Origin of the sequence: Hydrogenophaga sp. IBVHS1, assembly GCF_002127265.1 — a bacterium.
Classification (GTDB): Bacteria; Pseudomonadota; Gammaproteobacteria; order Burkholderiales; family Burkholderiaceae_C; genus Hydrogenophaga.
Genome location: NZ_NFUU01000001.1, coordinates 2,283,322 through 2,306,514 on the forward strand (window position 1 = coordinate 2,283,322; position 23,193 = coordinate 2,306,514).

Below are 23,193 nucleotides of genomic sequence, written 5' to 3' on the forward strand. Positions count from 1 at the left end.
TCTTACTTGGTCTCAGCCAGCTTCGTCTCCAGAACACCCTTCTTGCCCTTGGCTAGCGGCCCCTAAGCCGCGAAACGTCACCGGGTTCTCACGCCCGACTCACCTTCTTCTTGAGCGGGGCGAACTTTAGCTCATCCTGCTTGCTCGGGCTAACACCCCCGGGTACAGAAAAACATCCCGTGAGCCGCAATCGGAAGAATGCGGCTCATGCTTGGTCCGAACGCTTCCCACTTTGCTTTGGGCGCACGCGGACCGCAGCTGATTCAAGCGCTCGGTCGCCGCTCCAGCGCAGCGCGCAGCTCCCCGACGATGCCCTTGCGGAACGCCAGAACGCACACCACAAAAATCACGCCGATGATCACCGTGACCCACGAGCCCACCTTGTCGGCCAGCAGGTTCTGCAGCGCGATCACGATGCCGGCGCCGAGCACAGGGCCGAACAGGGTTCCCACGCCGCCCAGCAAGGTCATGAGGATGACCTCGCCCGACATGCTCCAGTGCGCGTCGGACAGCGTGGCAAAACCCATCACAAGGGTCTTGAGCGAACCGGCCAGGCCCGCGAGGGCGGCCGAGAGCACGAAGGCCAGCAGCTTGTACTTGTCGGTCTGGTAGCCGAGGGAGATGGCGCGCGGTTCGTTCTCGCGGATCATCTTGAGCACCTGACCGAATGGAGAGTGCACGATGCGCGAAATGGCCATGAAACAGGCGACGAAGATCGCGAGCACCAGGTAATACATGCTGGTGTCCGAAGCCAGTGAGATCAGGCCGAACAGTTCACCGCGCGGCACGCCTTGCAAGCCATCTTCGCCGCCGGTCTGCGGCACCTGCAGGCACACAAAGTAGACCATCTGCGCAATGGCCAGCGTGATCATGGCGAAGTAGATGCCCTGCCTGCGAATTGCGACCAGGCCCACCACCAGGCCAATGAGCCCAGCGCCCACCGTGCCGGCCAGCAGGCCCCACTCGGGCGTGAGCGCGTAGACCTTGATGATGTGGCCCGAGATGTAGGCGGCCGATCCGAAGAAAGCGGCATGCCCGAAGGACAGGAGACCGGTGAAACCGAGCAGCAGGTTGAACGCGCAGGCGAACAGCGCGAAGCACAGCAGCTTCATCAGAAACACGGGATAGAGCCCCACCAGGGGAGCGACCACAGCCAGCGCCAACAGGACGGCGTAAGTGATGCGGGTGGATCTGGACAGATTTTTCATAGGATGGCCTCAGGCCTCTTTGCCGAACAGGCCGGCCGGGCGCACCATGAGCACCAGAACCATGATGACGAAGACCACGATGTTCGATGCCTCGGGATAGAAAACGCGGGTCATGCCTTCAACCACGCCGAGCGCGAGCCCGGTGAGGATCGAACCCATGATCGACCCCATGCCGCCGATCACCACCACCGCGAACACCACGATGATGAGGTTGGACCCCATCAACGGACTCACTTGAATGATGGGTGCAGCGAGCACACCAGCCAGCGCGGCCAGTGCAGCGCCAGCGCCGTAGGTGAGCATCACCATCATGGGCACGTTGACGCCGAAGGTCTGGACCAGAGCGGAGTTTTCAGTGCCAGCCCTGAGGTAAGCCCCCAGGCGCGTGCGCTCGATGAGGTACCAGGTGCCGAAGCACACCGCCAGCGAGGCGAACACCACCCAGGCCCGGTAGTTGGGCAGGAACATGAAGCCGAGGTCGGTGGCGCCTTGCAGCAGATCGGGCACCGGGTAGTTCTGTCCCGATGCGCCATAAATTTCGCGGAACACGCCTTCGAGGATCAGCGTAAGGCCGAACGTGAGCAGAAGACCATAGAGCGGGTCGAGCTTGTAGAGGTGCCGCAGGAACAGGCGCTCGATCACAACGCCCAATGCCCCCACGAGGAGCGGTGCGACGAGCAACGATATCCAGTAGTTGACGCCGAACTGGTCGAGCATGATCCAGGCAGCAAATGCGCCCAGCATGTAGAGCGTTCCGTGCGCGAAGTTGACCACGCCGAGGAGGCCAAAGATCACCGCCAGACCGAGACTCAGCATGGCGTAGAAGGCGCCATTGACGAGCCCGAGCAGGATCTGGCCCATGAAGGCCTGATGGGGTATGCCGAAAATTTCCATGAATCTCGTCCGGTCAGGCCAGACTGAAAAAAGCAGCCAGAGAGCAACCCAGGGCGCGCCCCGGCGGGGGCGCGCCTTCCTTCAAGCGTTTACTTCTTGACCAGCGTGCACTTGGATTCCGCCAGGGTGGTGAAAGCCTGCTCGCCAGGCACCTTGGCCACCAGCTTGTAGTAGTCCCACGGCGTGGTGGATTCCTTGTTGCCCTTGACCTGGTAGAGGTACATGTCGTGGATCATGCGGCCGTCGGCGCGGATCTGACCTTTGCTGTAGAAGTCGTTGACCTTCGTGCTCTTCAGGGTGGCCATGACCTTGTCGGCATCGGTGGTGCCCGCCGCCTGCACCGCCTTCAGGTAGCTGGTGGTGGCCGAGTAGTTGGCCGCCTGCAGGGACGAAGGCATGCGCTTGTATTTCTCGAAGAAGCGCTTGGCAAACTTGCGCGAGGCATCGTCCTGGTTCCAGTACCAGCTGTCGGCCAGTTGCAGGCCTTCGGTGTTGGACAGGCCCAGGCTGTGCACGTCGTTGATGAACACCAGCAAGCCAGCGATCTTCATGCTCTTGTTGATGCCGAATTCGCGGGCGGCCTTCATCGCATTGGTGAAGTCGCCGCCGGCGTTGGCCAGCGCCAGCACATCGGCCTTGGAGGTTTGTGCCTGCAGCAGGAACGAAGAGAAGTCGGAAGCGTTCAGCGGATGGCGAACAGAGCCTGCCACGGCGCCGCCGTTGGCCTTGACCACCGTGGATGCATCGGCTTCCAGCGAGTGGCCGAAAGCGTAATCGGCCGTCAGGAAATACCAGTTCTTGGCGCCGCCCTTGACCAGCGCGTTGCCCGCCACCTTGGCCAGGGCCACGGTGTCGTACGCGTAGTGCACGGTGTAGGGTGAGCAGGCTTCGTTGGTCAGGCGGGCCGAGCCGGCACCGATGACGATGAACGGGCGCTTTTTCTCTTCGGCCACCTTGGCCATGGCCAGGGCCGTGCCGGAGTTGGTGCCGCCCACCAGCATGGACAGACCTTCCTTGTCGATCCACTCGCGGGCCTTGGAACTGGCCACGTCGGCCTTGTTCTGGTGATCGGCAGACAGCACCTCGACCGGGCGCCCCAGCACCTTGCCGCCGAAGTCTTCTGCCGCCCACTTGACCATCTCGGCGCCGGCGGGGCCGTCGATGTCCGCATAGAGGCTCGACATGTCGGTAATGAAGCCGATCTTCACGGGGCCAGTGCCCTGCGCGGATGCGGCGGTGGCCAGCGCGAGGGACGCGGCGATAACGATGGGTTTGAGTTTCATGGTGTCTCCTTCGGGTTAAAAAAACAAGGGCAGATTTCTACGGCATAGCCGCGTTCAAACGCCCAGGTACTCCTGCAACATGGCCATGTTCTGGCTCAATTCCTTCTTTTCGAATTGCTTGACGATCTGGCCGTGCTCCATCACATAGAAGTGATCGGCCAATGGCGCGGCAAAGCGGAAGTTCTGCTCGACCAGCACGATCGTGTAGCCCTTCTGCTTCAGGGCCAGGATCATTTCGGCGAGCTTCTGCACGATGACAGGCGCCAGGCCTTCGGATATTTCGTCCAGCAGCAGCAGACGTGCGCCCGTGCGCAGAATGCGGGCCACCGCGAGCATCTGCTGCTCACCGCCCGAGAGCCGCGTGCCCGGGCTGCTGGCACGCTCCTTCAGGTTGGGGAACATGGCGTAGATTTCGTCGAGCGACATGCCGCCCGGGCCAAGCACGGGCGGCAGCATGAGGTTTTCTTCTGCGCTCAGGCTGGCGAAGATGCCACGCTCTTCGGGGCAGTAGCCAATGCCCAGGTGCGCCACCCGGTGCGGTGCCATGCCGATCGATTCGGTGCCCTGCACGCGGATGGAACCAGTGCGCTTGCCTGTGAGACCCACAATGGCGCGCAGGGTGGTGGTGCGACCGGCGCCATTGCGACCGAGCAGCGTGATGACCTCGCCCTCGTGCACGGTGAGGTTCACGCCATGCAGGATGTGGGACTCGCCGTACCAGGCGTGCAGGTCGTCGATGCGGAGCATTTCCTTGGCCATGATCAGTGCGCTCCCTGCAGGGCGGTATCGGCCGAGCCCATGTAGGCCTCGATCACCTGTGGGTTGCTGGACACTTCCGCGTAGGTGCCGTCGGCAATGATGGCCCCGCGTTGCAGCACCGTGATGCGGTCTGCAATCGATGCGACGACGTTCATGTTGTGTTCCACCATCAGAATGGTGCGGCCCTTCGAAACTTTCTTGATCAGCTGCGTGACACGGTCCACGTCTTCATGGCCCATGCCCTGCGTGGGCTCGTCCAGCAACATGAGTTCGGGCTCCAGGGCCAGCGTGGTGGCCAGTTCCAGCGCACGTTTGCGCCCGTAAGGGAGGTTCACCGTCAACTCGTCGGCGAAGTCCTGCAGGTCCACCGCCGCCAGCAGCTCGCGGGCACGCTCGTGCAGGTGATGCAACGAACTTTCCGCCTTCCAGAAATGGAACGAGGTGCCGAGGTTGCGCTGCAGTGCCGCGCGCACGTTCTCCAGCACCGTCATGTGGGGGAACACCGCAGAAATCTGGAACGAACGCACGATGCCGCGCCGTGCGGTCTGCGCCGGCTTCTCATGGGTGATGTCCGTCCCGTTGAACCGGATGCTGCCGCTGCTGGGCGGCAGGAACTTGGTCAGCAGGTTGAAGAACGTGGTCTTGCCGGCGCCGTTGGGGCCGATGAGCGCGTGGATGTGGCCGCGCTGCACTTTCAGGTCCACCTGATTGACAGCCACGAATCCCTTGAATTCCTTGCTCAGGCTCTGCGTTTCGAGAATGCACTCTGCTGACAATTTGCTCTCCGGCGACTGTTTATCCATGGACACGCCGGCAGGAGCCAGAAGCGGTCGAAGGGGGTTGATGGGTCGTGAATCTGCGACCGGCCTGACTGGTGCAAGCGTACTCGCGCAGGGACGCCTCTTCAAGAGCGTGTTTACACCATGGCGCGCGTTGCTTCATGAAGGTTGAGCGCACGGTGTTCATTCAGTGCCCCGCCAGAAACCGTTGCACCAGATCCAGTTGCTCTGGTACGTTCAATGCTGGCGCATGACCGCAGCCGGCGATGGTGACCACCAGCGCCCGAGGTCCACGATCGCGCATGCCTTCGGCGGTGTCCGCGAGCAGCAGGTCCGAATCCGCGCCGCGCAGGCACAACACAGGCACGTCGATGCGGTCGTAGGTGGACCACAGGTCGTAGTCGTCGGGGTGGTCCGTGAACTGGCGCACCATGGCCGGGTCGTAGTGCGGGGTCACACGGCCATCGGGCAGGCGGCGGGTGGAGCTTTCGGTGAACAGGCGCCACTGCGCATCGCTGATGTAGCCGTAGGGCTTGTAGACAGTGCGGAAATATTGCTCCAGCTCGCTCACGGTATCGAAGCCTGGTGGACTGCCCGCGTAGCTGCGAATGCGCTGCACGGCGGCATCGGCGAGCTTGGGACCGATGTCGTTGAGCACCAGCCTTTCGATGCGACCGTGCAGTGGGCCGGCGGCGCACGCCATGCCGATGGCACCACCCATGGAAGTGCCCACCCAGTGGAAGCGCTTCAGCGCCAGCTGGTCCACCAGCGAGGTGGCGATGCGGCTGTAGAAATCAAGGCAGTACTCGGCTTCGGGCTTCGGGCTCCACTGGCTCAGGCCGCGGCCGATGGTGTCGGGGCAGATCACGCGCCAGCCCAGGGCACACAGGTGCTCGGCGAGCGGGTCCATGTCGCGACCGGTGCGCGCCAGGCCATGCCAGGCCACCACCACAGGACCGGTGGGCTCTTCGGGCTCCCAGTCCATGAAGTGGATCTCGCGGCCTTCGCACTTCAGGTAGCGCGAGCGCGGCGACACGGCGGCGGCAGTGGCGGTGTTCATGGGTTGCGACCCTTCATGCGCGAGAGCACGGCGCGCTCCCTGAGCTTGCCCACGATGCCAGTGGGAAAGTAATACACCGAGAGCACGAAAAGCAGGCCCAGCCAGAGCAGCCAGCGGTCGGGCGTGAGCAGCGCGGGCAGCAGCGGTATGCCCTGCGTGGCTTCGCCCGCCACGCGCAGCAAGTCTTGCAGATAGCTCTGCGCCACCAGAAACAGCACGCTGCCGATCAGCGCGCCGTACAGCGTGCCCATGCCGCCGATCACCACGATGAGCAGGATGTCCAGCATGATCTCGAACGAGAGCGAGGTGTCGGGCCCGTTGTAGCGCAGCCAGATCGCAAGCAGGCAACCCGCGAGCGTGGCAAAACTGGCCGAGAGCACGTTGGAGAGCGTGCGGTACACCACCGTGCGGTAGCCCAGCGCTTCGGCGCGAAAGTCGTTTTCGCGAATGGCCTGCAGCACGCGGCCGAATGGCGAGTTCACGATGCGCAGGATGGTGAGGAAGATCGCCGTGACAGCGAGGAAGATCAGGTAGTAGGTGATCAGCCGGCCGTTCAGGTCCACCTCGCCCAGCGGGGTTTGCAGGGGCTCTTCGCGCAGGCTGAAACCCGGCGACAGCAACTCGGGCACGCGGAAAGTCAGGCCGTCTTCACCGCCAGTGAAGTCCGAGAGTTGCGAAGCGAGCGTGAGGAAAGCCGAGGCCACAGCGAGCGTGATCATGGCGAAGAAGATTGCTTTCACGCGCAACGAGAACAACCCGATGAGCAGCGAGAGCACCAGCGAGATCAGCAGCGCGCACACGATGCCGACCAGCATGGCGCCCCAGCTCGCCTGCTCCACCGAATTCAGCGCAATCGCCACGCCATAAGCGCCGATGCCGAAAAACATGGTGTGCGCAAAACTCACGATGCCGGTGTAGCCCAGCAGCAGGTCGAAGCTGGCGACCAGCGCCACGAAGATCAACACCTTGGCCGCCACGTTCAGCGCCTTCACGCCGGGGAACAGAAACGGCGCGAAGGCCAGGCCGAGGAACAGCACGATCAGCAACGCGGTGAGCCAGCGGCTGCGCGGGAGGTCGTTGGAGAGGAGTCGGGAAATCACGCGGCGCTCCTGTTCAACGGTTGGTCACGGGATAGACGCCTTGCGGCCGCCACAGCAGGATGGCGACCATCAGCGCAATGTTGGAGAACAGCGCCACCTTCGGAGCCAGGAAGCCGGTGTAGTTGGCCATCAGGCCCACCAGCAGCGCACCAATGAGCGCGCCCGTGGTGGAACCCAGGCCACCGATGATGATGACGATGAAGATCAGCACGTTGACCTGCGCGCCCATCTGCGGAATCACGCTCTGCTGGTACAGGCCCCACATCACACCACCCAGGCCGGCGAGCGCGCTGCCCACCACGAACACGCCGATGAACAGCTGGCGGATGCGGTAGCCGAGCGATTCGACCATTTCGCGGTCCTGCACACCGGCGCGCACCAGCAGGCCTACCTTGGTGCGGTTCAGTGTCCACACCATCGCCGCAAACACCGCCACGCCGACCAGCACCGCGAGCAGGCGGTATTTCTCCACCGCCGCGTCGCCAAAGATGAAGGAGCCACGCAGGCTTTCGGGCAGCGGCAGCGCAATCTGCTCGGGGCCCCACACCACCTTGATGAGTTCCTCACCGATGATCATGCCGCCCATGGTGATGAGAATCTGCTTCAGGTGCATGCCGTACACGGGGCGAATAATCAACCGCTCGAACACCCAGCCCAGCGCGCCGGCCACTGCCATGGCCACCAGCATGGCCGGCAACAGCGCCACCAGGTTCAGCCACAGGCTGTCGGCCGTGGTGAAACTGTTCATGCTGCCCAGCACGGTGGTGGCCACGAAGGCACCGAGCGCGATGAACACGCCGTGGCCGAAGTTGAGCACGTCCATGAGGCCGAACACCAGCGTGAGACCCGATGCAATGATGAAGATGATCATGCCCATGGCAAGGCCCGCCACCGTGAGCGTGATCCAGGTGGAGCCACTGCCCACCGCTGGCAGGGCCAGCAGCGCGAGCACGGGCACGAGTGCCAGCGGCTTCCAGTCGAAGTCGACGTTGAGTTTCATAGGACCTCCCGCTGGGCCGCCCCAAGGGAGGCCCGCCCCTCTCGGAGGGGCAGCGAAAACACGAAGTGATGAGCGTGGGGTGTCATTGGTGCGCTCCCAAAGACAAGCCGAGCAGCCTGGATTGCAGGTTCTCATCGGCGGCCAGTTCGGCCATCGAGCCGCTGTGCACCACACGTCCATCGTCCATCACGGCCACGGTGTCGCCGAGCTGGCGCGCGAAGTTGAAGTTCTGCTCCACCAGCAGGATGGTGGTCTTCGCGGCCTTGAGTTCGCGGAAGGCTGCGATCATGTTCTGAATGATCGCGGGTGCAAGGCCCTTGCTGGGTTCGTCGATCAGCAGCAGCTTGCGCGGCTCAACGATGGCGCGCGATACCGCAAGCATCTGCTTCTGCCCGCCGCTGAGCTTGCCAGCCGGGTGCAGCCAGAACTTCTTCATGGCGGGGAACAGGCCAAAGATCCATTCGAGCCGTTGCGTGTCGATGTCGTCCAGCGTGCGTGCACCGCGTGCGGCCAGCAGCATGTTCTCGCGCACCGAAAGATCCGAGAAGATGCCCATGCTCTCGGGCACGTAGGCCACACCGCTCTGCGCAATGTCGGGCGTGGGCCGCTGGGTGATGTCCACGCCGTCGAGCGTGAGCGTGCCCTGGCTTGCGTGCCACAGGCCCATGATGGTGCGCAGCGTGGTGGTCTTGCCCGCGCCGTTGCGGCCCAGCAGCATGGTCATCTGGCCCTCTGGAACCGTGAGGTCGACGCCATGGAGGATGTGGTACGCGCCGATGTGGGTGTGAACCCCTTGGAGCGTCAACAGGTTCTGGCTCATTCCACCACCTCTTCTTCGGGATTGATGCCCAGATACGCCTGCTGCACCACCGGCGAGGCGATCACTTCGGCCGGGTCCCCATCGGCCACCAGTTCACCGTTGTGCAACACGATGATGCGGTCCGAGAGTTCGCGCACCACGTCCATCTTGTGTTCGACCAGCAGGATGGTCTTGGTCTTGTCGTTCTTGAGTTGGCGGATCAGGTTCAGGATCACCGGTACCTCGTCCACGCTCATGCCGGCAGTGGGTTCGTCGAACATGAACACCTGCGGCTCCAGCGCCATCAGGATGGCCACCTCGAGCTTGCGCTGATCGCCATGCGGCAGGCTCGAAGCCAGCGCATCGCACTTGTCGGCCAGCGCCACCGTTTCCAGCACCGCATCGGCCCGCTCGAGCAGATCGCGCCGGTCGCTCCAGATGCGCCACAGGTTGAGACCCGCGCCGGCCTTGGCCTGCACCGCCAGGCGCACGTTCTCGCGCACGGTGAGGTTGGGAAACAGGTTGGTGAGCTGGAACGCGCGGCCCAGGCCAGCCTGCGCACGCGCGGGTGCACCGAGCGAAGAAATGTCTTTGCCACCCAGCAGCACGCGGCCCGCACTGGCCTTGATCTGCCCGGAGATCAGGTTGAAGTACGTCGTCTTGCCCGCACCGTTGGGGCCGACGATGGCCGTGAGCGTGCCCGGCGCGAACGCGCACGAGACGGCACTCACCGCCACGTGCCCGCCGAAGCGGACCGTGAGGTCTTGGGTTTCAAGCATTGAGAGAACTCCGCCGAAGCGCGTTTCAATTCGAGAATGCCGCGGAACCGGCTCTGCCGGGCCGCAGGCGTTGTCCCCCTTTACAAGGGGGAAGCCGCGTCAGCGGCGCAGGGGGTTACCGTTTGTTCCGGATCGGAATTGCCAAGTCCTCAGGCTTGATCTCGCGCACCAGCTCAGGCACACCCCACGCAAACGCCGGGTCCACCTTGATCTTGAAGTGGTACATGCTCTGCATCGCCTGGTGGTCTTCCTTGCGGAAGGTCATCTTGCCCTTGGGCGTGTCGAAGCTCATGCCTTCCATGGTGGTGATGAGCTTTTCGGTGTTGGTGTCGCCGTTGGTTTTCTTGAGCGCAGTCACCACGGCCATCGCGGCGCTGAAGCCACCGGCGGTGAAGAAATCAGGCGGCGTCTTGTACTGGCGGTAGTGCTCGGCCACCATGGCGTCGTTTACCGGGTTCTTGGGGATGCCGAAGTAGTAGTACAGCGCGCCTTCCATGCCGGGGAAGTTCTTGTAGGCCACCATCGCCGGCAGGATGTTGCCGCCCGTGGCGAGCTTGATGCCGTAGCGCTTGTCCAGCTCCATTTCAGCGATCTTGCCGAAAGGCGTGGGCGCACCCGACCAGCCCACCGAGATGTACTTGTTGCCCGGCTGGTCCTTGAGCTTGTCGACGATGCGCAGCAGACCGGCGGTGAAATCGGTCGTGCCCACGGGCAGGTATTCCTCGTGAACGATCTTGGCCTTCTTGATGAAGTCCTTGGCGGCCTTCACGCCGTCGCGGCCAAAGGCGTTGTCGTTGGCCAGCGTGGCCACCACGTTGCCCGGCTGGTCGAGTGCCACGGCGTTGGCGGCGGCGTCCTGGCTGCTGTTGCGGCCGGTTCGGAAGATGTACTTGTTCCACTTGTCACCGGTGATGGAGTCGGCCACAGCGGGCTCCACCAGCAGGATCTTCTTGTATTCCTCGGCCACCGGCAGCATGGCCAGTGCCACGGGCGAAGCCGTGGGACCGATGGCCAGGTCCACCTTGTCGTCGGCGTAGGCGGCGGCCAGCAGGCTCTTGCCCACGTCAGGCTTGCCCTGGTCGTCCTTCTCGATCACCACGATCTTCTTGCCACCCACCATCATCGTGCCCTGCGTGGCGTAGTTCAGGCCCATCATCAGGCCCGCCTGGGTCTGCTTGGCATAGGCCTCGAGCGGGCCGGTTTTGCTGTGGATGTGGGCAATGCGAATCTCGCCCTTGTTCGCTTGAGCGGATGCGAGGGAGGTGCCCAGCGCGGCCGAGCAGGCGAGCGCGATGACCGCCAGACGGCGGGTGGTGTGAGTCATGTCTTGTCTCCTGGTTTGAACTGTCACAGCGCGGGGCGCCGTGACCGTGCTTTGCAGGGTTCGTGCCAGGAAACAGAGCGTTGATTTGAAAAGGGATTTTTTAGACGCCTCATGAACCGTCCAGAATTCAGACAAATCCACTCATGTAAATCGTCTGAATTTCAGACGATCGTCTGAAATTCAGACAGATCGCCCTGTCCCGCGAGCCGGTCATAAAGGCTCGCTCTGGAGATGCCAAGCAAGCGCGCGGCGGCCGTGCGGTTGCCGCCGGTTTGCGCCAGCGCGAGCCCAATGGCGCGCTGCTCCAGCTCGGCGATCTGCTCCGGCAACGGCCGCAGGTCGCCGGCCGGCAGCGGCCGCGGCACGCTGCGCGCCACCGCAGTCGGCGCCAGCGCAGGCAGCCCGGCCTCGCGCAACACGGCATCCACCTGCGCGGCCTCGATGTGGTGGGTGTCGCTGCGCAAGGCCAGTTGCTCCAGCACGTTGCGCAGCTCGCGGATGTTGCCGCGCCAGGGTTGCGCACCCAGCAGGGCCTGCGCGTCTGCGGTGAGTTCAAGTTGCGCGCCGCCGCCGCGCGCGGCGATGTCTTCGCACAGCGCTTCAATGAGGAGTGTGATGTCGTCCTGCCGCTCGCGCAGCGGTGGCACGCGAATCGGCAGCACATTGAGGCGGTAGTACAGGTCTTCGCGGAAGCTGCCTTCGCGCACCATCTGCTGCAGATCGCGCGAGGTGGCCGCCACCACGCGCACGTCAAAGCTCACCAGCTTGTTGGACCCCAGCGGCTCGATCTCGCCTTCCTGCAAGGCGCGCAGCAACTTGACCTGCACCGACATCGGCATGTCGCCCAGCTCATCAAGGAACAGCGTGCCGCCGTCGGCCAGTTTGAACTTGCCGTCGCGCCCCTTTTTGTCCGCACCGGTGTACGCCCCGGGTGCCACACCAAAGAATTCGGCCTCCAGCAAGGTGTCGGGCACGGCCGCCATGTTCACGCTCACAAAAGGACGACCGGCGCGCGGTGAAGCCGCATGGATGGCGTGCGCCAGCAATTCCTTGCCGGTTCCGGTCTCGCCCAGCAGCAACACCGGGCTGGCCGATTGCGCCGCGCGGCGCGCCTGGCGTTTCACCTCCAGCGCGGCGGCGCTGCTGCCCACGAAGCTGGCAAACGTGTATTTGGTGCGGCGCTGGCTGGCAAGTTCGCGGCGCGCTTCGCTCAAATCCTGCTCGAGCCGCGCGAACTTGCTGATGAGGGGTTGCAGTGTGGTTTCGGGATGATCGAACAGCACGATTCCGAGCACGCCGATCACCTCGCCCGCGTCGTCGCGCAGTGGAATGCGGCTGACCACAAAGGTGCCGGCGCGGTTGGTGAGCAGGTCGATGAGGATGGGCTTGCCGGTGGCCAGCACCTGGTGCATCTGCGTGTTCTGCACGACGCGTGAAACCGGGTGGCCCACGAAGTCTTCCTCGCGCTCGAAACCGAGCGCGGGCAGGAAGCGGCGGTACTGGTCGTTGATCCACACCACACGGCCATCGCGGTCCACCAGCATCATGCCTTCGCTGGCGTTGGCGAACAGCTCGAACATCGACCTGGCGGCCAGTTCAAGAATGCTTTGCGCGTCGCGTGGGAGGCGGTCGTCACGGGTCATTTCCGAATGGTACCCCCGGTGGTGGATCCGGCCATCGGCGGCCATGGGGCACGGCTCCGCGAATGTCCCCCGGGGCCTGTGGCCCCTCCTCCTTCATTTCGCTGCGCCATGCCCCATGGCCGTCGATGACCTCGTTGGCTCTCGAACGGTCGCGCGCACACATCGCGCCCGCGAGGTCCTAAACCGCAACCCGCCGCGCCAACAAGCGCGGCAACACCAGCACCAGCACCACGATGGCAAGCAGAGTCGCCGACATGGGCCGCTGCAGAAACACCATCCAGCTGCCTTCACCGATGGACACGGCGTTGCGCATCTGCGCCTCTGCCATCGGCCCAAGGATCAGCCCCACGATCACCGGCGCGGTAGGAAAGTCGTAGCGACGCATCACCACACCGAGCAAACCCAGGCCGTACATGAGGAACAGGTCGAACGCGCTCTGGCGCATGCCGTACACACCCACGGTGGCGAAGATCAGGATGCCCGCGTAAAGCTGCGGACGCGGAATCTTCAGCAGCTTCACCCACAGGCCCACCAGCGGCAGGTTCAACACCAGCAACATCACGTTGCCGATGTAGAGCGAAGCAATCAAGGCCCACACCAGCGCCGAAGAAGTCTGGAACAGTTGCGGCCCTGCGTTGATGCCGTAGTTCTGCAACGCACTCAGCAGGATGGCCGCGGTGACCGACGTGGGAATGCCCAGCGTGAGCAGCGGCACCAGCGTGGCTGTTACAGCCGCGTTGTTCGCCGCCTCGGGGCCGGCCACGCCTTCGATGGCACCGGTGCTGCCGAACTCGGCCTTGTGCTCGGGCGAAGCCAGCTTGCGCTCGGTGGCGTAGCTGAGGAAAGTGGGAATCTCCGTGCCCCCCGCCGGGATGGTGCCGAACGGAAAACCAATGGCGGTGCCACGCAACCAGGCGGGCCACGAACGGCGCCACTCGCTGCGTGTCATGTGCGCCTTGGTCATCTTGTTCATGCTGGCTTCGCTGCGGCCTTCGTAGAGCGCGTTGTAGAGCGCCTCGGCCACCGCAAACAGACCCACGGCCACCAGCACCACTTCAATGCCGTCCATGAATTCCAGCACGCCCGCCGTATAGCGCACCTGCGCGGTGATCTGGTCGATGCCGATGAGACCGAGTGCGAGGCCAAAGAACAGCGCCGTGAGCCCACGCAGGGTGCTCTGACCCAGCACCGCGCTGACTGTGGTGAAGGCCAGCAGCATGAGGCAGAAATACTCAGGCGGGCCAAGCTGCACGGCGAACTGCGCCAGCATGGGCGCAAACAACGTGACCAGAATAGTGGCGATGGTGCCGGCCACGAAGGAGCCGATGGCCGCGCTCGCCAGTGCCGCACCCGCGCGCCCGCTCTTGGCCATCTTGAAGCCTTCGAGCGCGGTGACCATGGTGCCGGTCTCGCCCGGGGTGTTGAGCAGGATCGACGTGGTCGAACCACCGTACATCGCACCGTAATAGATGCCGGCGAAAAAGATCATCGACGCCGTGGGTTCCACCTGGCCTGTGATGGGCAGCAGCATGGCCACCGTGACCGCCGGTCCCAGGCCCGGCAACACGCCGATGGCGGTGCCCAGCGCGCAGCCGGCAAAGGCCCACAGCAGGTTGATGGGGGTGCCCGCCGTGGCAAAGCCACCGAGCAATTGGTTGAGGGTGTCCATCATGGCGTCAGATCCATCCAGAGGCCGTGATGCCGGGCAGATTCACCGCCAGCACCTTCGTGAACAGCCAGAACACCGGCGCAGAAATGACGATGCCGATGACGGCGTCCTTCAGCGTCTGCTGCAAGTTGCCGGCCGGCTTGCCTTCACTGGCGCGCAGGCCGCGCACCGCCAGCACGAAGCACAGCGAGCAGCTGAGGATGAAGCCGATGGTGGTGATGAGCGATGCGTTGAGCAGCACGCCGGCCGAGACCCAGGCGAGTGAGCGCCAGTCGCCACGAGCGGCACCTGAGGGCTCCGGCATGTTGCGGTAGCCGCCGCGCCACACCTCCCACAGCAGCATGACGCCGCACAGCCCCAGCGCAGCACTGATCACCCAGGGCAGAAAGTTCGGGCCCACACCCGCGTAACCTGAATCCGACGAGATATCGGTCGCGCCGTAGGCCAGCACGGCAGCAACGACCAGCGCACCCACGGCCACGGCCAGCTGGCCGGGTCGGTGAGCGGATTGAGGTGGGGTATCAAGATGAGACATGGCGTTTTCCATGGCGCCGGAGCGCAATCAGCAACGAGAACTGCAAACCATCAAGAGGCATAGAGGGTCCGGCTACGCCGGCCCAAAATGCCGTCCCCCCTCCCAGCGCCAAAGGCGCGCCAGAGAGGGGGGAAGCCGCGTCAGCGGCGCAAGGGGGAGTCCGAATTCAAACCATGCCAGCGCGAACCATCGTGGCGCGCAGCGAGGAGAAGTCCTTGTCCACGAACTCGTCGAAAGCCTTGCCGGTGAGCAGCGCGGGCGTCCAGTTGTTCTTCTCGACCGCAGCGGCCCAGGCCTTGCTCTGCGTCGCTTTCACCACCATGGCGGTCAGCGCGTCACGCTGGGCCTGGGTGATGCCGGGTGCGCCGTACACGCCGCGCCAGTTGCCGATCTCCACATCGATGCCCTGCTCTTTCAGCGTGGGCACGTTGATGCCCTTCACGCGCTGACCGGAAGTAACCGCAATCGCGCGCATCTTGCCGCTGTCGATGTACTGCTGGAATTCGCTGTAGCCGCTGCCACCAATGGTGACGTTGCCGCCCAGAATGGCTGCGGTGGCTTCACCGCCGCCACGGAAAGGCACGTAGTTGATCTTGGACGCGGGCACGCCCACCGCCTGCGCGATCTGCGCGGCCGCAATGTGCTCGGTAGCGCCGCGCGATCCGCCGCCCCACTTCACGCTGCCCGGGTCTTTCTTGAGCTGCTCGACCACGTCTTTCATGGTCTTCAGGGGCGAGTTCTCGGGCAGCACAAACACGTTGTATTCGGTGCTCAGGCGCGCAATCGGCGTGAGCTGCGTGATGGATACCGGCGGCTTGCCGGTGATCAGGCCACCGAGCATCACGGCGCCCATCACCATCAGCGCATTGGGATCACCCTTGCTGGCGTTGTAGAACTGCGCCAGGCCAATGGCACCAGCGGCTCCGCCTTTGTTCTCGTAAGTGACTGAAGAGGCCACGCCGGCATCGCGCAGGGCTTCGCCCAGCGCACGGCCAGTGCCGTCCCAGCCGCCACCGGGATTGGCGGGGATCATCATCTTGATGTTGGCGTTGGCCCAAGCCGCATTCGGCAGGGCACCCGCAGCGGCCAGAGCGGCCAGGGTCTTGAGGAAGGTATCGCGGCGCATGGTTTGTCTCCTTGTGGGTGAAACGGACAGTCTGGATGTTGCGCCTGCACGCTGTCAATTCGCTGTCCACCATATACGGACAAACCCTAGGCGCGTGGCCGAATCACCCAGCCCCCACCCCCATAATCGTCTCCAGATGAAGCTGCTGCTGATCGAAGACAACCCCACCATGCAGACCACCCTGCGCCGCAGTTTCGAGCGCCGGGGCATGCAGGTGCTGGGCTGTGACGACGGCGCCAGGGCGCTTGCGCTGTGGCAGGCCAGCCTGCCCGATGCGGTGCTGCTCGACCTGAGCTTGCCCGGGCTGGACGGCCTGGAGGTGCTGAGCCAGGCCCGAGCGGCAGGCCTAACCACTCCGGTGATCATCCTCACCGCGCGTGGCACCGTGGGCGACCGCATCCTGGGGCTGAACACCGGGGCTGACGATTACCTGCCCAAGCCTTTCGACCTCGACGAACTCGAAGCCCGCCTGCGCGCCCTGGTGCGCCGCAGTGCCAACGCCGCGCAGTCCACGCCGGTGTGGTGCGGCATGCATGCAGACAAGGACAGCGGGGCCGTGTACTTTGAAGACCAGCCGCTGGAGCTGGCCCCGCGTGAGCTTGCCCTGCTGCGCGCGCTGCTGGGCAAACCCGGCCACGCCATCGCCAAGGAGCGCCTGTTCGAGCTGGTGTTTCCCGGCGAAAGCCAGGTGCAGCCCGAAGCGATCGAGGTGGTGGCCTACCGGTTGCGCAAGAAGATCGCGCACACCGGGGCGCAGCTTGTCACCCTGCGTGGACTGGGCTACCTGCTGAAGTCGGAACCTTGATGGCCCGTCCCGCCACCACGTCGCTGCGCCTCACACTGCTGCTGGGCATTCTGTTGCCGGTGTTCGCCTTCGTGCTCATCAACACCGTGGTGCTGTACCGCCAGGCGCTCGCCGCCGCCGACACCGCCTACGACCGCACCCTGCTCGCCACAGCGAAGTCGTTGGGCGAACAGTTGCAGGTGTCGGGCAAGGGCGAGAGTGCCAGCGTGCAGTCCACCATGCTGTATTCGGCGCTGGAGGCTTTCGAGGCGGACAACCGCAGCCGGTTGTTCTACCGCGTAAGCGGCTTCGACGGCGAGATGGTTTCCGGCTTCGCTGACCTGCCCGCCTGGCGCGGCCAGATTCCAGCCAAGAACATCTACGCCGCGCTGGTGAATTTCTACGACGACGAATACCGCGGCGTGCCGGTGCGCATGGCCGTTCTGCTGCAGCCCGTGGCGGGGGTTGAAGGCCTGGGCATGGCGACCATTCAGGTGGCCGAAACCCTGGAGCTGCGACAGACGCTGGCGCGCCAGATCCTGATCGACACGCTCTGGCGCCAGGCGGTGCTGGTGATCGTGATCGCGCTGGTGGTGGTGTTCGTGGTGCAGCGCGCGACCAGGCCGGTGCGCGCCGTGAGCCATGCCCTCGCCGCCAGGAGCGAAAACGATCTTTCCCCGCTGCCCACCGAGGGTGCCCCGCGTGAACTGCGTCCGCTGCTGGACGCCACCAACCAGCACATGGAGCGCCTGGCGCATTTGCTTGATCACCAGAAGCGTTTTGTGCGCGACACCTCGCACCAGTTGCGCACGCCGCTGGCGGTGCTCAAGACACAGGTGCAGTCGGCCCGGCGCGGCGACGTGGACCCGATGCAGGCGCTCGAAGAAATTGGACACACCGTGGACCGCGCCACCGAGCTCGCGAACCAGATGCTCGCCCTGGCCAAGGTGGAACAACTGCGTCAGGAAAAAAGCGTGCCGGTGGTGGATTGGTCCGGCGTGCTGCGCGCGGTGGCGCTGGATCTCTCGGCCCTGATCGCCGAGCGATCGCTCGACTTCTCGCTCGACGCCCGGCCTGCGCCGGTGCAGGCGCACGAATGGGCGCTGCGCGAGCTCAGCCGCAACCTGCTGCACAACGCCATCAAGAACACGCCTGTGGGTTCGCGGCTGGCGGTGTCGCTCATCACCGATGGGCACACCGCTGCGCTCACGGTGAGCGACGACGGCCCGGGCATCTCGATTGCCCTGCGAGAGCGGCTGTTCCAGCCGTTTGCCACCGACCACAGCAGGGGACCAAGCCTCTCCGGCTCTGGCCTGGGGCTGGCGATCTGCCGTGAGATCGTGAACTCGCTGCGCGGCAGCATCGACCTCGACAACCGCGTGCAGCACGGACAAGTGCGCGGGCTGGACGCCACCGTGCGCCTGCCCTTGTCAACCACCCACACCGATACATGAAGACCACATCCTCCGACAGCACCATCCGGGTCCGGCTCGACAAATGGCTCTGGGCCGCCCGCTTCTACAAGACGCGCAGCCTGAGCAGCGAGGAGATCGACAAGGGAAGGGTGAAGCTCAATGGTGCGAGCGTGAAACCGTCTCGGGATGTGAAAGCAGGGGATGTGCTGGAGATGCGCATCGGCCACGAAGTCCGGACCGTCGTCGTGCGTGGCCTGAGCGGTGTGCGTGGCCCGGCACCGGTGGCCGCGCTGCTGTTCGAGGAAACACCCGAATCGCTGCGCCAGCGCCAGGACGCCGCCGAGATGCGACGCCTTGCCCCCGAGCCAGCCCACAGCCAGCCACTGGGACGCCCCACCAAGCGCGACCGCCGCCACATCGAAGGCCTGCGCGACACCCCGCCCGACTGGAATGACCGCTGGAGCGCATCTCTGGACGAATAGTGCCCCCACGCTCCGCCGCTGCGCGGGTCGCTGCCCCCCCGAGGGGGCTGGGCCAGCCTTGGGGGCGGCCCGGCGGCTGGCCCGTTGCCTGCGCGCAGGGGGGTCTCAGTTCTTGCGCAAGCCGAGCCACATCACAGTAGCCACCACCACCAGCCCACCCGCCACCTGCACCAGCGCAATCGACTGCCCGAGGATGGCCCAGGCCAGCACGAGCGCGAAGATCGGTTCGATGTTCATGATGGCGGAGTTGCCCACCACGCCCAGCTTGGGCAGCACGGTGAACATGATGGTGAAGGCCGTGCCATAGAGGAAGGTGAGTCCCAGCAGGCCCACCCAGCCCATGGGCGCCTGAGGCAGTGCCAGGCCACCCTGAACACTGGTGGCGATCAACGCCATCACGGCCACGATGGCCATGGTGGTCGTGGTGCGCAGACGGCCGTCGAGATCCGCCGTTTCGTGTTGCGTGACCACCAGCGCCAAGCCAAAGGTGGCTGCCGCCGCCAGCGCGAAGGCCACGCCCACGCCAATGCGAGACCAGTGGCCAGACGCGCCCAGGCCCGAAGCGGCTCCGAACACATCCAGCGCCAGTGCCAGGCCGATGAGCATCACCGGCATGGCGCGCAGCACACGCGGCGCCGGGCGCTGCCCGTAAACCACACGCGCCCAGAGCGCCGTCCACAGCGGGTAAGTGTTGAAGGCCAGCAGGGCAAGTGCCACCGGCAACCGCGCCACCGACGCATACAAACACAAGCTCTGCACGCCCACCAGCAGACCGATGAGGGGCAGCGCCTTGCGGTGCCGTGCCTGCAGGGTCAACGGCACGCGGTAGGCCAGCAAGATCAGGCCCACCACCAGGGCCGTGACGCAACTGCGAAACGCCACCGCCGTGGCCACGCTCACCCCGCTGTCGAATGCCAGCCGCGCGGCCACGTGGTTCGCGCCCATCATGAAGGCGATGAGCAGCAGCGTGGCGAACGCGGTGGTGGAAATAGCGGTGGGGGTATGGGATATGGACATGGCCGCACAGAAAAAAGAAACGCGCCCCGGGGGGCGCGTTCGTGTGGCTGGCATGTCTTGGCGGAGCGAGAGGGATTCGAACCCTCGATGAGGCTCTACACCCCATACTCCCTTAGCAGGGGAGCACCTTCGGCCACTCGGTCATCGCTCCGGAAGCTGCGTATTATGCCTTAGCTTGCGATGGTGTCGGCGGTCTGGTCGAGGTCGAACTCGCGATGCAGCGAACGCACCGCCAGCTCCATGTACTTCTCATCGATCACCACCGAGGTCTTGATCTCGGAAGTGGAGATCATCTGGATGTTGATGCCCTCCACGCTCAGGCACTTGAACATGCGGCTGGCCACACCCACATGGCTGCGCATGCCGATGCCGACGATGCTGACCTTGCAGATGCGCGCATCACCCACCACTTCGGCCGCACCCAGCGCGGGCACCACCTTGGCCTTGAGCAGATCCAGTGTCTTCTGGTAGTCGTTGCGATGCACCGTGAAGCTGAAGTCGGTCTTGCCGTCCTTGCTCAGGTTCTGGATGATCACGTCGACTTCGATGTTGGCGTCGGCCACCGCGCCCAGAATCTGGTAGGCGATGCCAGGGGTGTCGGGCACGCCGAGCACCGAAATCTTGGCTTCGTCGCGGTTGAACGCAATGCCCGAAACGATGGCTTGTTCCATGTCTTCGTCTTCCTCAAAAGTGATCAGGGTGCCGGAGGCGGCTTCTTCGTTCAGGTCGATGTCCCAGGGCGTGAAGCTGGAGAGCACGCGCAGCGGCACCTTGTACTTGCCGGCAAATTCCACCGAGCGGATCTGCAGCACCTTGCTGCCCATGCTGGCCATCTCGAGCATTTCCTCGAAGCTCACGCGCTGCAGGCGGCGCGCCTCGGGCACCACGCGCGGGTCGGTGGTGTAGACGCCATCCACATCGGTGTAAATCAGGCACTCGGAGGCCTTGAGCGCGGCGGCCACGGCCACGGCCGAGGTGTCGCTGCCGCCACGGCCCAACGTGGTGATGTGACCGTCCGGATCAACGCCCTGAAAACCGGTGACGATGACCACCTTGCCGGCGTTCAGGTCGGCGCGGATGCGGGCGTCGTCGATGGATTCGATGCGCGCCTTGGTGTATGCGCTGTTGGTCTTGATGGGCACTTGCCAGCCCGCGTAGCTCACGGCCTCGATGCCTTCAGCCTGCAGCGCAATGGCGAGCAATGCGGAGGAAGCCTGCTCACCGGTGGCCGCAAGCATGTCGAGCTCGCGCCCATAGGCCGTGCCGGGTTTCGTGGGGGCGAGTTCCTTGGCCAGGCCGAGCAGGCGGTTGGTCTCGCCGCTCATGGCGCTGGGCACCACCACGAGCTGGTTGCCCGCCCGGTGCCACTTGGCCACGCGCCGGGCCACGTTGCGAATGCGCTCGGTCGACCCCATGGAGGTGCCGCCGTACTTGTGAACTATCAAAGCCATCGGGGTTGGATCGGAGTGAAGTGGTCGTCTCTGGAGCCCAAATTCTTCGGCGCTCCATCAGGCAAAACCCTGAGATTATAGGGTGGGGGGTTGCGATGCCAGCCTGTAGCGGAGGTGCACGCCCTCGCGGACGACCAGGCCGTTGGCCACCTTGAGCTGGATGCCGTGGCCACGCGTGGTGCAGTCGGCGATCTGGTCCAGCAGCTCGTCGAGTTGCGCGGCGCTGGGGGCCGCGCCCTCCAGCCGCAACCAGGCGCGCAAGGCATTGCCCTGCCGGTCGCGTGACAGCATCTGCAAGGTTTTGATGGCGGGTGGGTTGCCCGTGCTGGCAAGGTCGATGGCGGCGAGCTCGTCCAGCAGTCGCTGAGCCTGGGCGGCGTGACGGGCGCTGCGCGCGAGCATGGTGCGAAAACCGGGAAACCCGGCATCCCACGCCGGCATGAGCACGGCACGAATGCGGTTGCGGGTGAAGCGCTCGTCGCTGTTGCTCGGGTCGTCCACAAACGCATGGCCGCTGTCGCGCAGCCAGCTTCGCAACTCAGCGCCCGCCACCGCCAGCAATGGCCGGCCGAACACCACGCCGAGGCGTTCAAAGCGCTCGGGCATCGAAGCGAGGCCGGGCAGACCCGCACCCCGGCTGAGCGCGAGCAAGAGCGTCTCGGCCTGGTCGTCTGCGTGCTGGCCCAGCAGCACACAAGCCGTGCCGGCTTCCTGCGACATCTGTGCCAGTGCGCTGTAGCGCGCCTGGCGGGCGGCGTCTTCGGGGCTTTGTCCGGGCAGGTGTGATGCGTCCACGCGAATCGCCTGCAAAGGCACGCCGTGCAGCCCACAAAATTCGCGTGCATGCGCCTCGAACGCATCGGCAGCGGCCTGCAGCCCATGGTGCACATGCAGCGCCAGCACGCGGCCAGGCCAGCGTGTGTTTGCAGCCAGCAGCAGAGCCGTGGAATCGGCGCCAGCGCTGTAGGCCACGGCGACGCTGGCGTCGGGCGCCAAGGGATACCGATCGCTCCACGCCGCCAACACCTGCTCGCAGGGGTTGGCCGATGCGTGGCCTGAGGGTTTCACCTCAGCGCTTTTCCTTGGCGTCGGCCTTGGTGTCGATAAAGCGGCCGTAACTGTTCAGGCGCGAATGGCGCCGCTCCAGCAATTCCTTGACCTTGAGATCGGCCACCTGGCGCCACGCATCGCCCAGGGCACGTTTGAGGAACGCCGCCATTTGCTTGTGGTCGCGGTGGGCGCCACCCACCGGTTCGTTGACGATCTTGTCGACCAGACCCAGGGCCTTGAGGCGGTGCGCGGTGATGCCCAGTGCGTCGGCGGCGTCGCTGGCGCGGTCGCTGGTTTTCCAGAGAATGGAGGCGCAACCTTCCGGACTGATCACCGAGTACACCGAGTACTGCAGCATCAGCACCTGATCGGCCACCGAGATGGCCAGCGCGCCACCCGAACCGCCTTCACCAATGATGGTGGAGATGATGGGCACCTCCAGTTGGGCCATCTCGAAGATGTTGCGGCCAATGGCTTCGGACTGACCGCGTTCCTCAGCATCGATGCCCGGGTACGCGCCGGGCGTGTCGACAAAGGTGAAGACAGGCAGCTTGAACTTCTCGGCGAGCTTCATGAGGCGCAGCGCCTTGCGGTAACCCTCGGGCTTGGTCATGCCGAAGTTGCGCAGGCCGCGTTCCTTGGTGTCGCGCCCCTTCTGATGACCAATGACCATGCAGGGCTGGCCATTGAAGCGCGCCATGCCACACACGATGCTCAGGTCGTCCGAGAAATGCCGGTCTCCATGCAGCTCCACAAAGTGCGTGAAGATCTCACGCACATAGTCCAGCGTGTAGGGCCGGTCGGCGTGGCGCGCGATCTTGGTGATCTGCCACGGCGTGAGGCTGCTGTAGATGTCTTTGGTGAGCTGCAGGCTCTTGCCGGCGAGCTGTTCGATTTCTTCAGAGATGTCGACCGCCGATTCGGTCTGCACATAACGAAGTTCCTCGATCTTGGTTTCGAGCTCCGCAATGGGCTGCTCGAAATCCAGAAAATTCCTTTTGGCCAAGGTGTGCTCCTTTGGTCTTGTTGCAACGAC

Annotated in this window: 22 protein-coding genes and 1 tRNA gene; 3 read left to right on the forward strand and 20 right to left on the reverse strand. The window is 64.6% G+C overall.

The features are described 5' to 3' along the window. Positions 1-263: 263 nt before the first annotated feature. The 15 genes from CAP37_RS10935 to CAP37_RS11005 form a co-directional block, all read right to left on the reverse strand. On the reverse strand, positions 264-1,208 hold the full coding sequence (locus tag CAP37_RS10935) for a branched-chain amino acid ABC transporter permease (RefSeq protein WP_086124186.1): 945 nt from the start codon (positions 1,206-1,208) through the stop codon (positions 264-266). A gap of 9 nt (positions 1,209-1,217) precedes the next feature. Continuing rightward, on the reverse strand, positions 1,218-2,102 hold the full coding sequence (locus CAP37_RS10940) for a branched-chain amino acid ABC transporter permease (protein ID WP_086124187.1): 885 nt from the start codon (positions 2,100-2,102) through the stop codon (positions 1,218-1,220). Positions 2,103-2,191: 89 nt separating this feature from the next. Further along, entirely contained in the window at positions 2,192-3,385 is a 1,194-nt protein-coding gene (locus CAP37_RS10945) for an ABC transporter substrate-binding protein (protein WP_086124188.1), read from the reverse strand. A gap of 54 nt (positions 3,386-3,439) precedes the next feature. Further along, positions 3,440-4,144, reverse strand: a complete 705-nt coding sequence (locus CAP37_RS10950) for an ABC transporter ATP-binding protein (RefSeq protein ID WP_086124189.1) — start codon at positions 4,142-4,144, stop codon at positions 3,440-3,442. Between the two features lie 2 nt (positions 4,145-4,146). Continuing rightward, positions 4,147-4,947 carry an ABC transporter ATP-binding protein gene (locus CAP37_RS10955; RefSeq protein WP_086124190.1) on the reverse strand — a complete coding sequence of 267 codons (801 nt, stop codon included), beginning with the start codon at positions 4,945-4,947 and terminating at the stop codon, positions 4,147-4,149. A 163-nt stretch (positions 4,948-5,110) separates the two neighbouring features. Continuing rightward, positions 5,111-5,983: an alpha/beta fold hydrolase gene (locus tag CAP37_RS10960; RefSeq protein ID WP_086124191.1), complete on the reverse strand. Its 873-nt coding sequence runs from the start codon at positions 5,981-5,983 to the stop codon at positions 5,111-5,113. Next, positions 5,980-7,083: a branched-chain amino acid ABC transporter permease gene (locus tag CAP37_RS10965; RefSeq protein WP_086124192.1), complete on the reverse strand. Its 1,104-nt coding sequence runs from the start codon at positions 7,081-7,083 to the stop codon at positions 5,980-5,982. Before CAP37_RS10965 ends, CAP37_RS10960 begins: the two co-directional genes overlap by 4 nt. A gap of 13 nt (positions 7,084-7,096) precedes the next feature. Further along, positions 7,097-8,083: a branched-chain amino acid ABC transporter permease gene (locus CAP37_RS10970; RefSeq protein ID WP_086124193.1), complete on the reverse strand. Its 987-nt coding sequence runs from the start codon at positions 8,081-8,083 to the stop codon at positions 7,097-7,099. Between the two features lie 82 nt (positions 8,084-8,165). Further along, entirely contained in the window at positions 8,166-8,903 is a 738-nt protein-coding gene (locus CAP37_RS10975; RefSeq protein ID WP_086124194.1) for an ABC transporter ATP-binding protein, read from the reverse strand. Beyond that, positions 8,900-9,661, reverse strand: a complete 762-nt coding sequence (locus CAP37_RS10980) for an ABC transporter ATP-binding protein (RefSeq protein WP_086124195.1) — start codon at positions 9,659-9,661, stop codon at positions 8,900-8,902. Before CAP37_RS10980 ends, CAP37_RS10975 begins: the two co-directional genes overlap by 4 nt. 115 nt (positions 9,662-9,776) lie before the next feature. After that, on the reverse strand, positions 9,777-10,985 hold the full coding sequence (locus tag CAP37_RS10985) for a substrate-binding domain-containing protein (RefSeq protein ID WP_086124196.1): 1,209 nt from the start codon (positions 10,983-10,985) through the stop codon (positions 9,777-9,779). Between the two features lie 161 nt (positions 10,986-11,146). Continuing rightward, the gene (locus CAP37_RS10990; protein ID WP_086124944.1) at positions 11,147-12,628 is read right to left on the reverse strand and encodes a sigma-54-dependent Fis family transcriptional regulator; all 1,482 of its coding nucleotides are present in this window, start codon (positions 12,626-12,628) and stop codon (positions 11,147-11,149) included. Between the two features lie 178 nt (positions 12,629-12,806). Continuing rightward, complete coding sequence (locus CAP37_RS10995) at positions 12,807-14,297, reverse strand: tripartite tricarboxylate transporter permease (RefSeq protein WP_086124945.1); 1,491 nt, start codon at positions 14,295-14,297, stop codon at positions 12,807-12,809. Between the two features lie 7 nt (positions 14,298-14,304). After that, positions 14,305-14,832 (reverse strand): tripartite tricarboxylate transporter TctB family protein, encoded by a 528-nt coding sequence (locus CAP37_RS11000; protein WP_086124197.1) that lies wholly within the window; start codon positions 14,830-14,832, stop codon positions 14,305-14,307. A gap of 166 nt (positions 14,833-14,998) precedes the next feature. Then, positions 14,999-15,958, reverse strand: a complete 960-nt coding sequence (locus CAP37_RS11005; RefSeq protein WP_086124198.1) for a tripartite tricarboxylate transporter substrate binding protein — start codon at positions 15,956-15,958, stop codon at positions 14,999-15,001. Between the two features lie 136 nt (positions 15,959-16,094). On the opposite strand from CAP37_RS11005, the gene CAP37_RS11010 reads away from it, so the two are divergent. The 3 genes from CAP37_RS11010 to CAP37_RS11020 are packed head-to-tail and all read left to right on the forward strand — an operon-like array spanning position 16,095 to position 18,639. Continuing rightward, the gene (locus CAP37_RS11010; RefSeq protein WP_086124199.1) at positions 16,095-16,763 is read left to right on the forward strand and encodes a response regulator transcription factor; all 669 of its coding nucleotides are present in this window, start codon (positions 16,095-16,097) and stop codon (positions 16,761-16,763) included. Beyond that, the gene (locus CAP37_RS11015; RefSeq protein ID WP_086124200.1) at positions 16,763-18,196 is read left to right on the forward strand and encodes a sensor histidine kinase; all 1,434 of its coding nucleotides are present in this window, start codon (positions 16,763-16,765) and stop codon (positions 18,194-18,196) included. Before CAP37_RS11010 ends, CAP37_RS11015 begins: the two co-directional genes overlap by 1 nt. After that, complete coding sequence (locus tag CAP37_RS11020; protein WP_086124201.1) at positions 18,193-18,639, forward strand: RNA-binding S4 domain-containing protein; 447 nt, start codon at positions 18,193-18,195, stop codon at positions 18,637-18,639. The genes CAP37_RS11015 and CAP37_RS11020 overlap by 4 nt, the downstream gene beginning before the upstream one ends. 105 nt (positions 18,640-18,744) lie before the next feature. Here the strand turns inward: CAP37_RS11020 and CAP37_RS11025 are convergent, their stop codons facing one another. The 5 genes from CAP37_RS11025 to CAP37_RS11045 form a co-directional block, all read right to left on the reverse strand. Next, entirely contained in the window at positions 18,745-19,656 is a 912-nt protein-coding gene (locus CAP37_RS11025; RefSeq protein ID WP_086124202.1) for a DMT family transporter, read from the reverse strand. A gap of 58 nt (positions 19,657-19,714) precedes the next feature. Next, positions 19,715-19,807 (reverse strand) — tRNA-Ser (locus tag CAP37_RS11030). 19 nt (positions 19,808-19,826) lie between these two features. Beyond that, entirely contained in the window at positions 19,827-21,107 is a 1,281-nt protein-coding gene (locus tag CAP37_RS11035; RefSeq protein WP_086124203.1) for an aspartate kinase, read from the reverse strand. 75 nt (positions 21,108-21,182) lie between these two features. Then, on the reverse strand, positions 21,183-22,175 hold the full coding sequence (gene tilS / locus CAP37_RS11040) for a tRNA lysidine(34) synthetase TilS (RefSeq protein WP_373271077.1): 993 nt from the start codon (positions 22,173-22,175) through the stop codon (positions 21,183-21,185). Position 22,176: 1 nt separating this feature from the next. After that, positions 22,177-23,163: an acetyl-CoA carboxylase carboxyltransferase subunit alpha gene (locus CAP37_RS11045; RefSeq protein ID WP_086124204.1), complete on the reverse strand. Its 987-nt coding sequence runs from the start codon at positions 23,161-23,163 to the stop codon at positions 22,177-22,179. Positions 23,164-23,193: the final 30 nt, after the last annotated feature.

Excerpts from the sequence above, each read along its gene's own strand:
- CAP37_RS11025 (WP_086124202.1), bottom strand. The coding sequence starts at position 19,656 with ATGTCCATATCCCATACCCCCACCGCTATTTCCACCACCGCGTTCGCC.
- CAP37_RS10955 (WP_086124190.1), bottom strand. The coding sequence starts at position 4,947 with ATGGATAAACAGTCGCCGGAGAGCAAATTGTCAGCAGAGTGCATTCTC.
- CAP37_RS10950 (WP_086124189.1), bottom strand. The coding sequence starts at position 4,144 with ATGGCCAAGGAAATGCTCCGCATCGACGACCTGCACGCCTGGTACGGC.
- CAP37_RS10970 (WP_086124193.1), bottom strand. The coding sequence starts at position 8,083 with ATGAAACTCAACGTCGACTTCGACTGGAAGCCGCTGGCACTCGTGCCC.
- CAP37_RS10975 (WP_086124194.1), bottom strand. The coding sequence starts at position 8,903 with ATGAGCCAGAACCTGTTGACGCTCCAAGGGGTTCACACCCACATCGGC.
- CAP37_RS10935 (WP_086124186.1), bottom strand. The coding sequence starts at position 1,208 with ATGAAAAATCTGTCCAGATCCACCCGCATCACTTACGCCGTCCTGTTG.
- CAP37_RS11005 (WP_086124198.1), bottom strand. The coding sequence starts at position 15,958 with ATGCGCCGCGATACCTTCCTCAAGACCCTGGCCGCTCTGGCCGCTGCG.
- CAP37_RS11015 (WP_086124200.1), top strand. The coding sequence starts at position 16,763 with ATGGCCCGTCCCGCCACCACGTCGCTGCGCCTCACACTGCTGCTGGGC.
- CAP37_RS11035 (WP_086124203.1), bottom strand. The coding sequence starts at position 21,107 with ATGGCTTTGATAGTTCACAAGTACGGCGGCACCTCCATGGGGTCGACC.
- CAP37_RS10960 (WP_086124191.1), bottom strand. The coding sequence starts at position 5,983 with ATGAACACCGCCACTGCCGCCGCCGTGTCGCCGCGCTCGCGCTACCTG.
- CAP37_RS10945 (WP_086124188.1), bottom strand. The coding sequence starts at position 3,385 with ATGAAACTCAAACCCATCGTTATCGCCGCGTCCCTCGCGCTGGCCACC.
- CAP37_RS10980 (WP_086124195.1), bottom strand. The coding sequence starts at position 9,661 with ATGCTTGAAACCCAAGACCTCACGGTCCGCTTCGGCGGGCACGTGGCG.
- CAP37_RS11020 (WP_086124201.1), top strand. The coding sequence starts at position 18,193 with ATGAAGACCACATCCTCCGACAGCACCATCCGGGTCCGGCTCGACAAA.
- CAP37_RS10990 (WP_086124944.1), bottom strand. The coding sequence starts at position 12,628 with ATGACCCGTGACGACCGCCTCCCACGCGACGCGCAAAGCATTCTTGAA.
- CAP37_RS11010 (WP_086124199.1), top strand. The coding sequence starts at position 16,095 with ATGAAGCTGCTGCTGATCGAAGACAACCCCACCATGCAGACCACCCTG.
- CAP37_RS11000 (WP_086124197.1), bottom strand. The coding sequence starts at position 14,832 with ATGTCTCATCTTGATACCCCACCTCAATCCGCTCACCGACCCGGCCAG.
- CAP37_RS10985 (WP_086124196.1), bottom strand. The coding sequence starts at position 10,985 with ATGACTCACACCACCCGCCGTCTGGCGGTCATCGCGCTCGCCTGCTCG.
- CAP37_RS10995 (WP_086124945.1), bottom strand. The coding sequence starts at position 14,297 with ATGGACACCCTCAACCAATTGCTCGGTGGCTTTGCCACGGCGGGCACC.
- CAP37_RS10940 (WP_086124187.1), bottom strand. The coding sequence starts at position 2,102 with ATGGAAATTTTCGGCATACCCCATCAGGCCTTCATGGGCCAGATCCTG.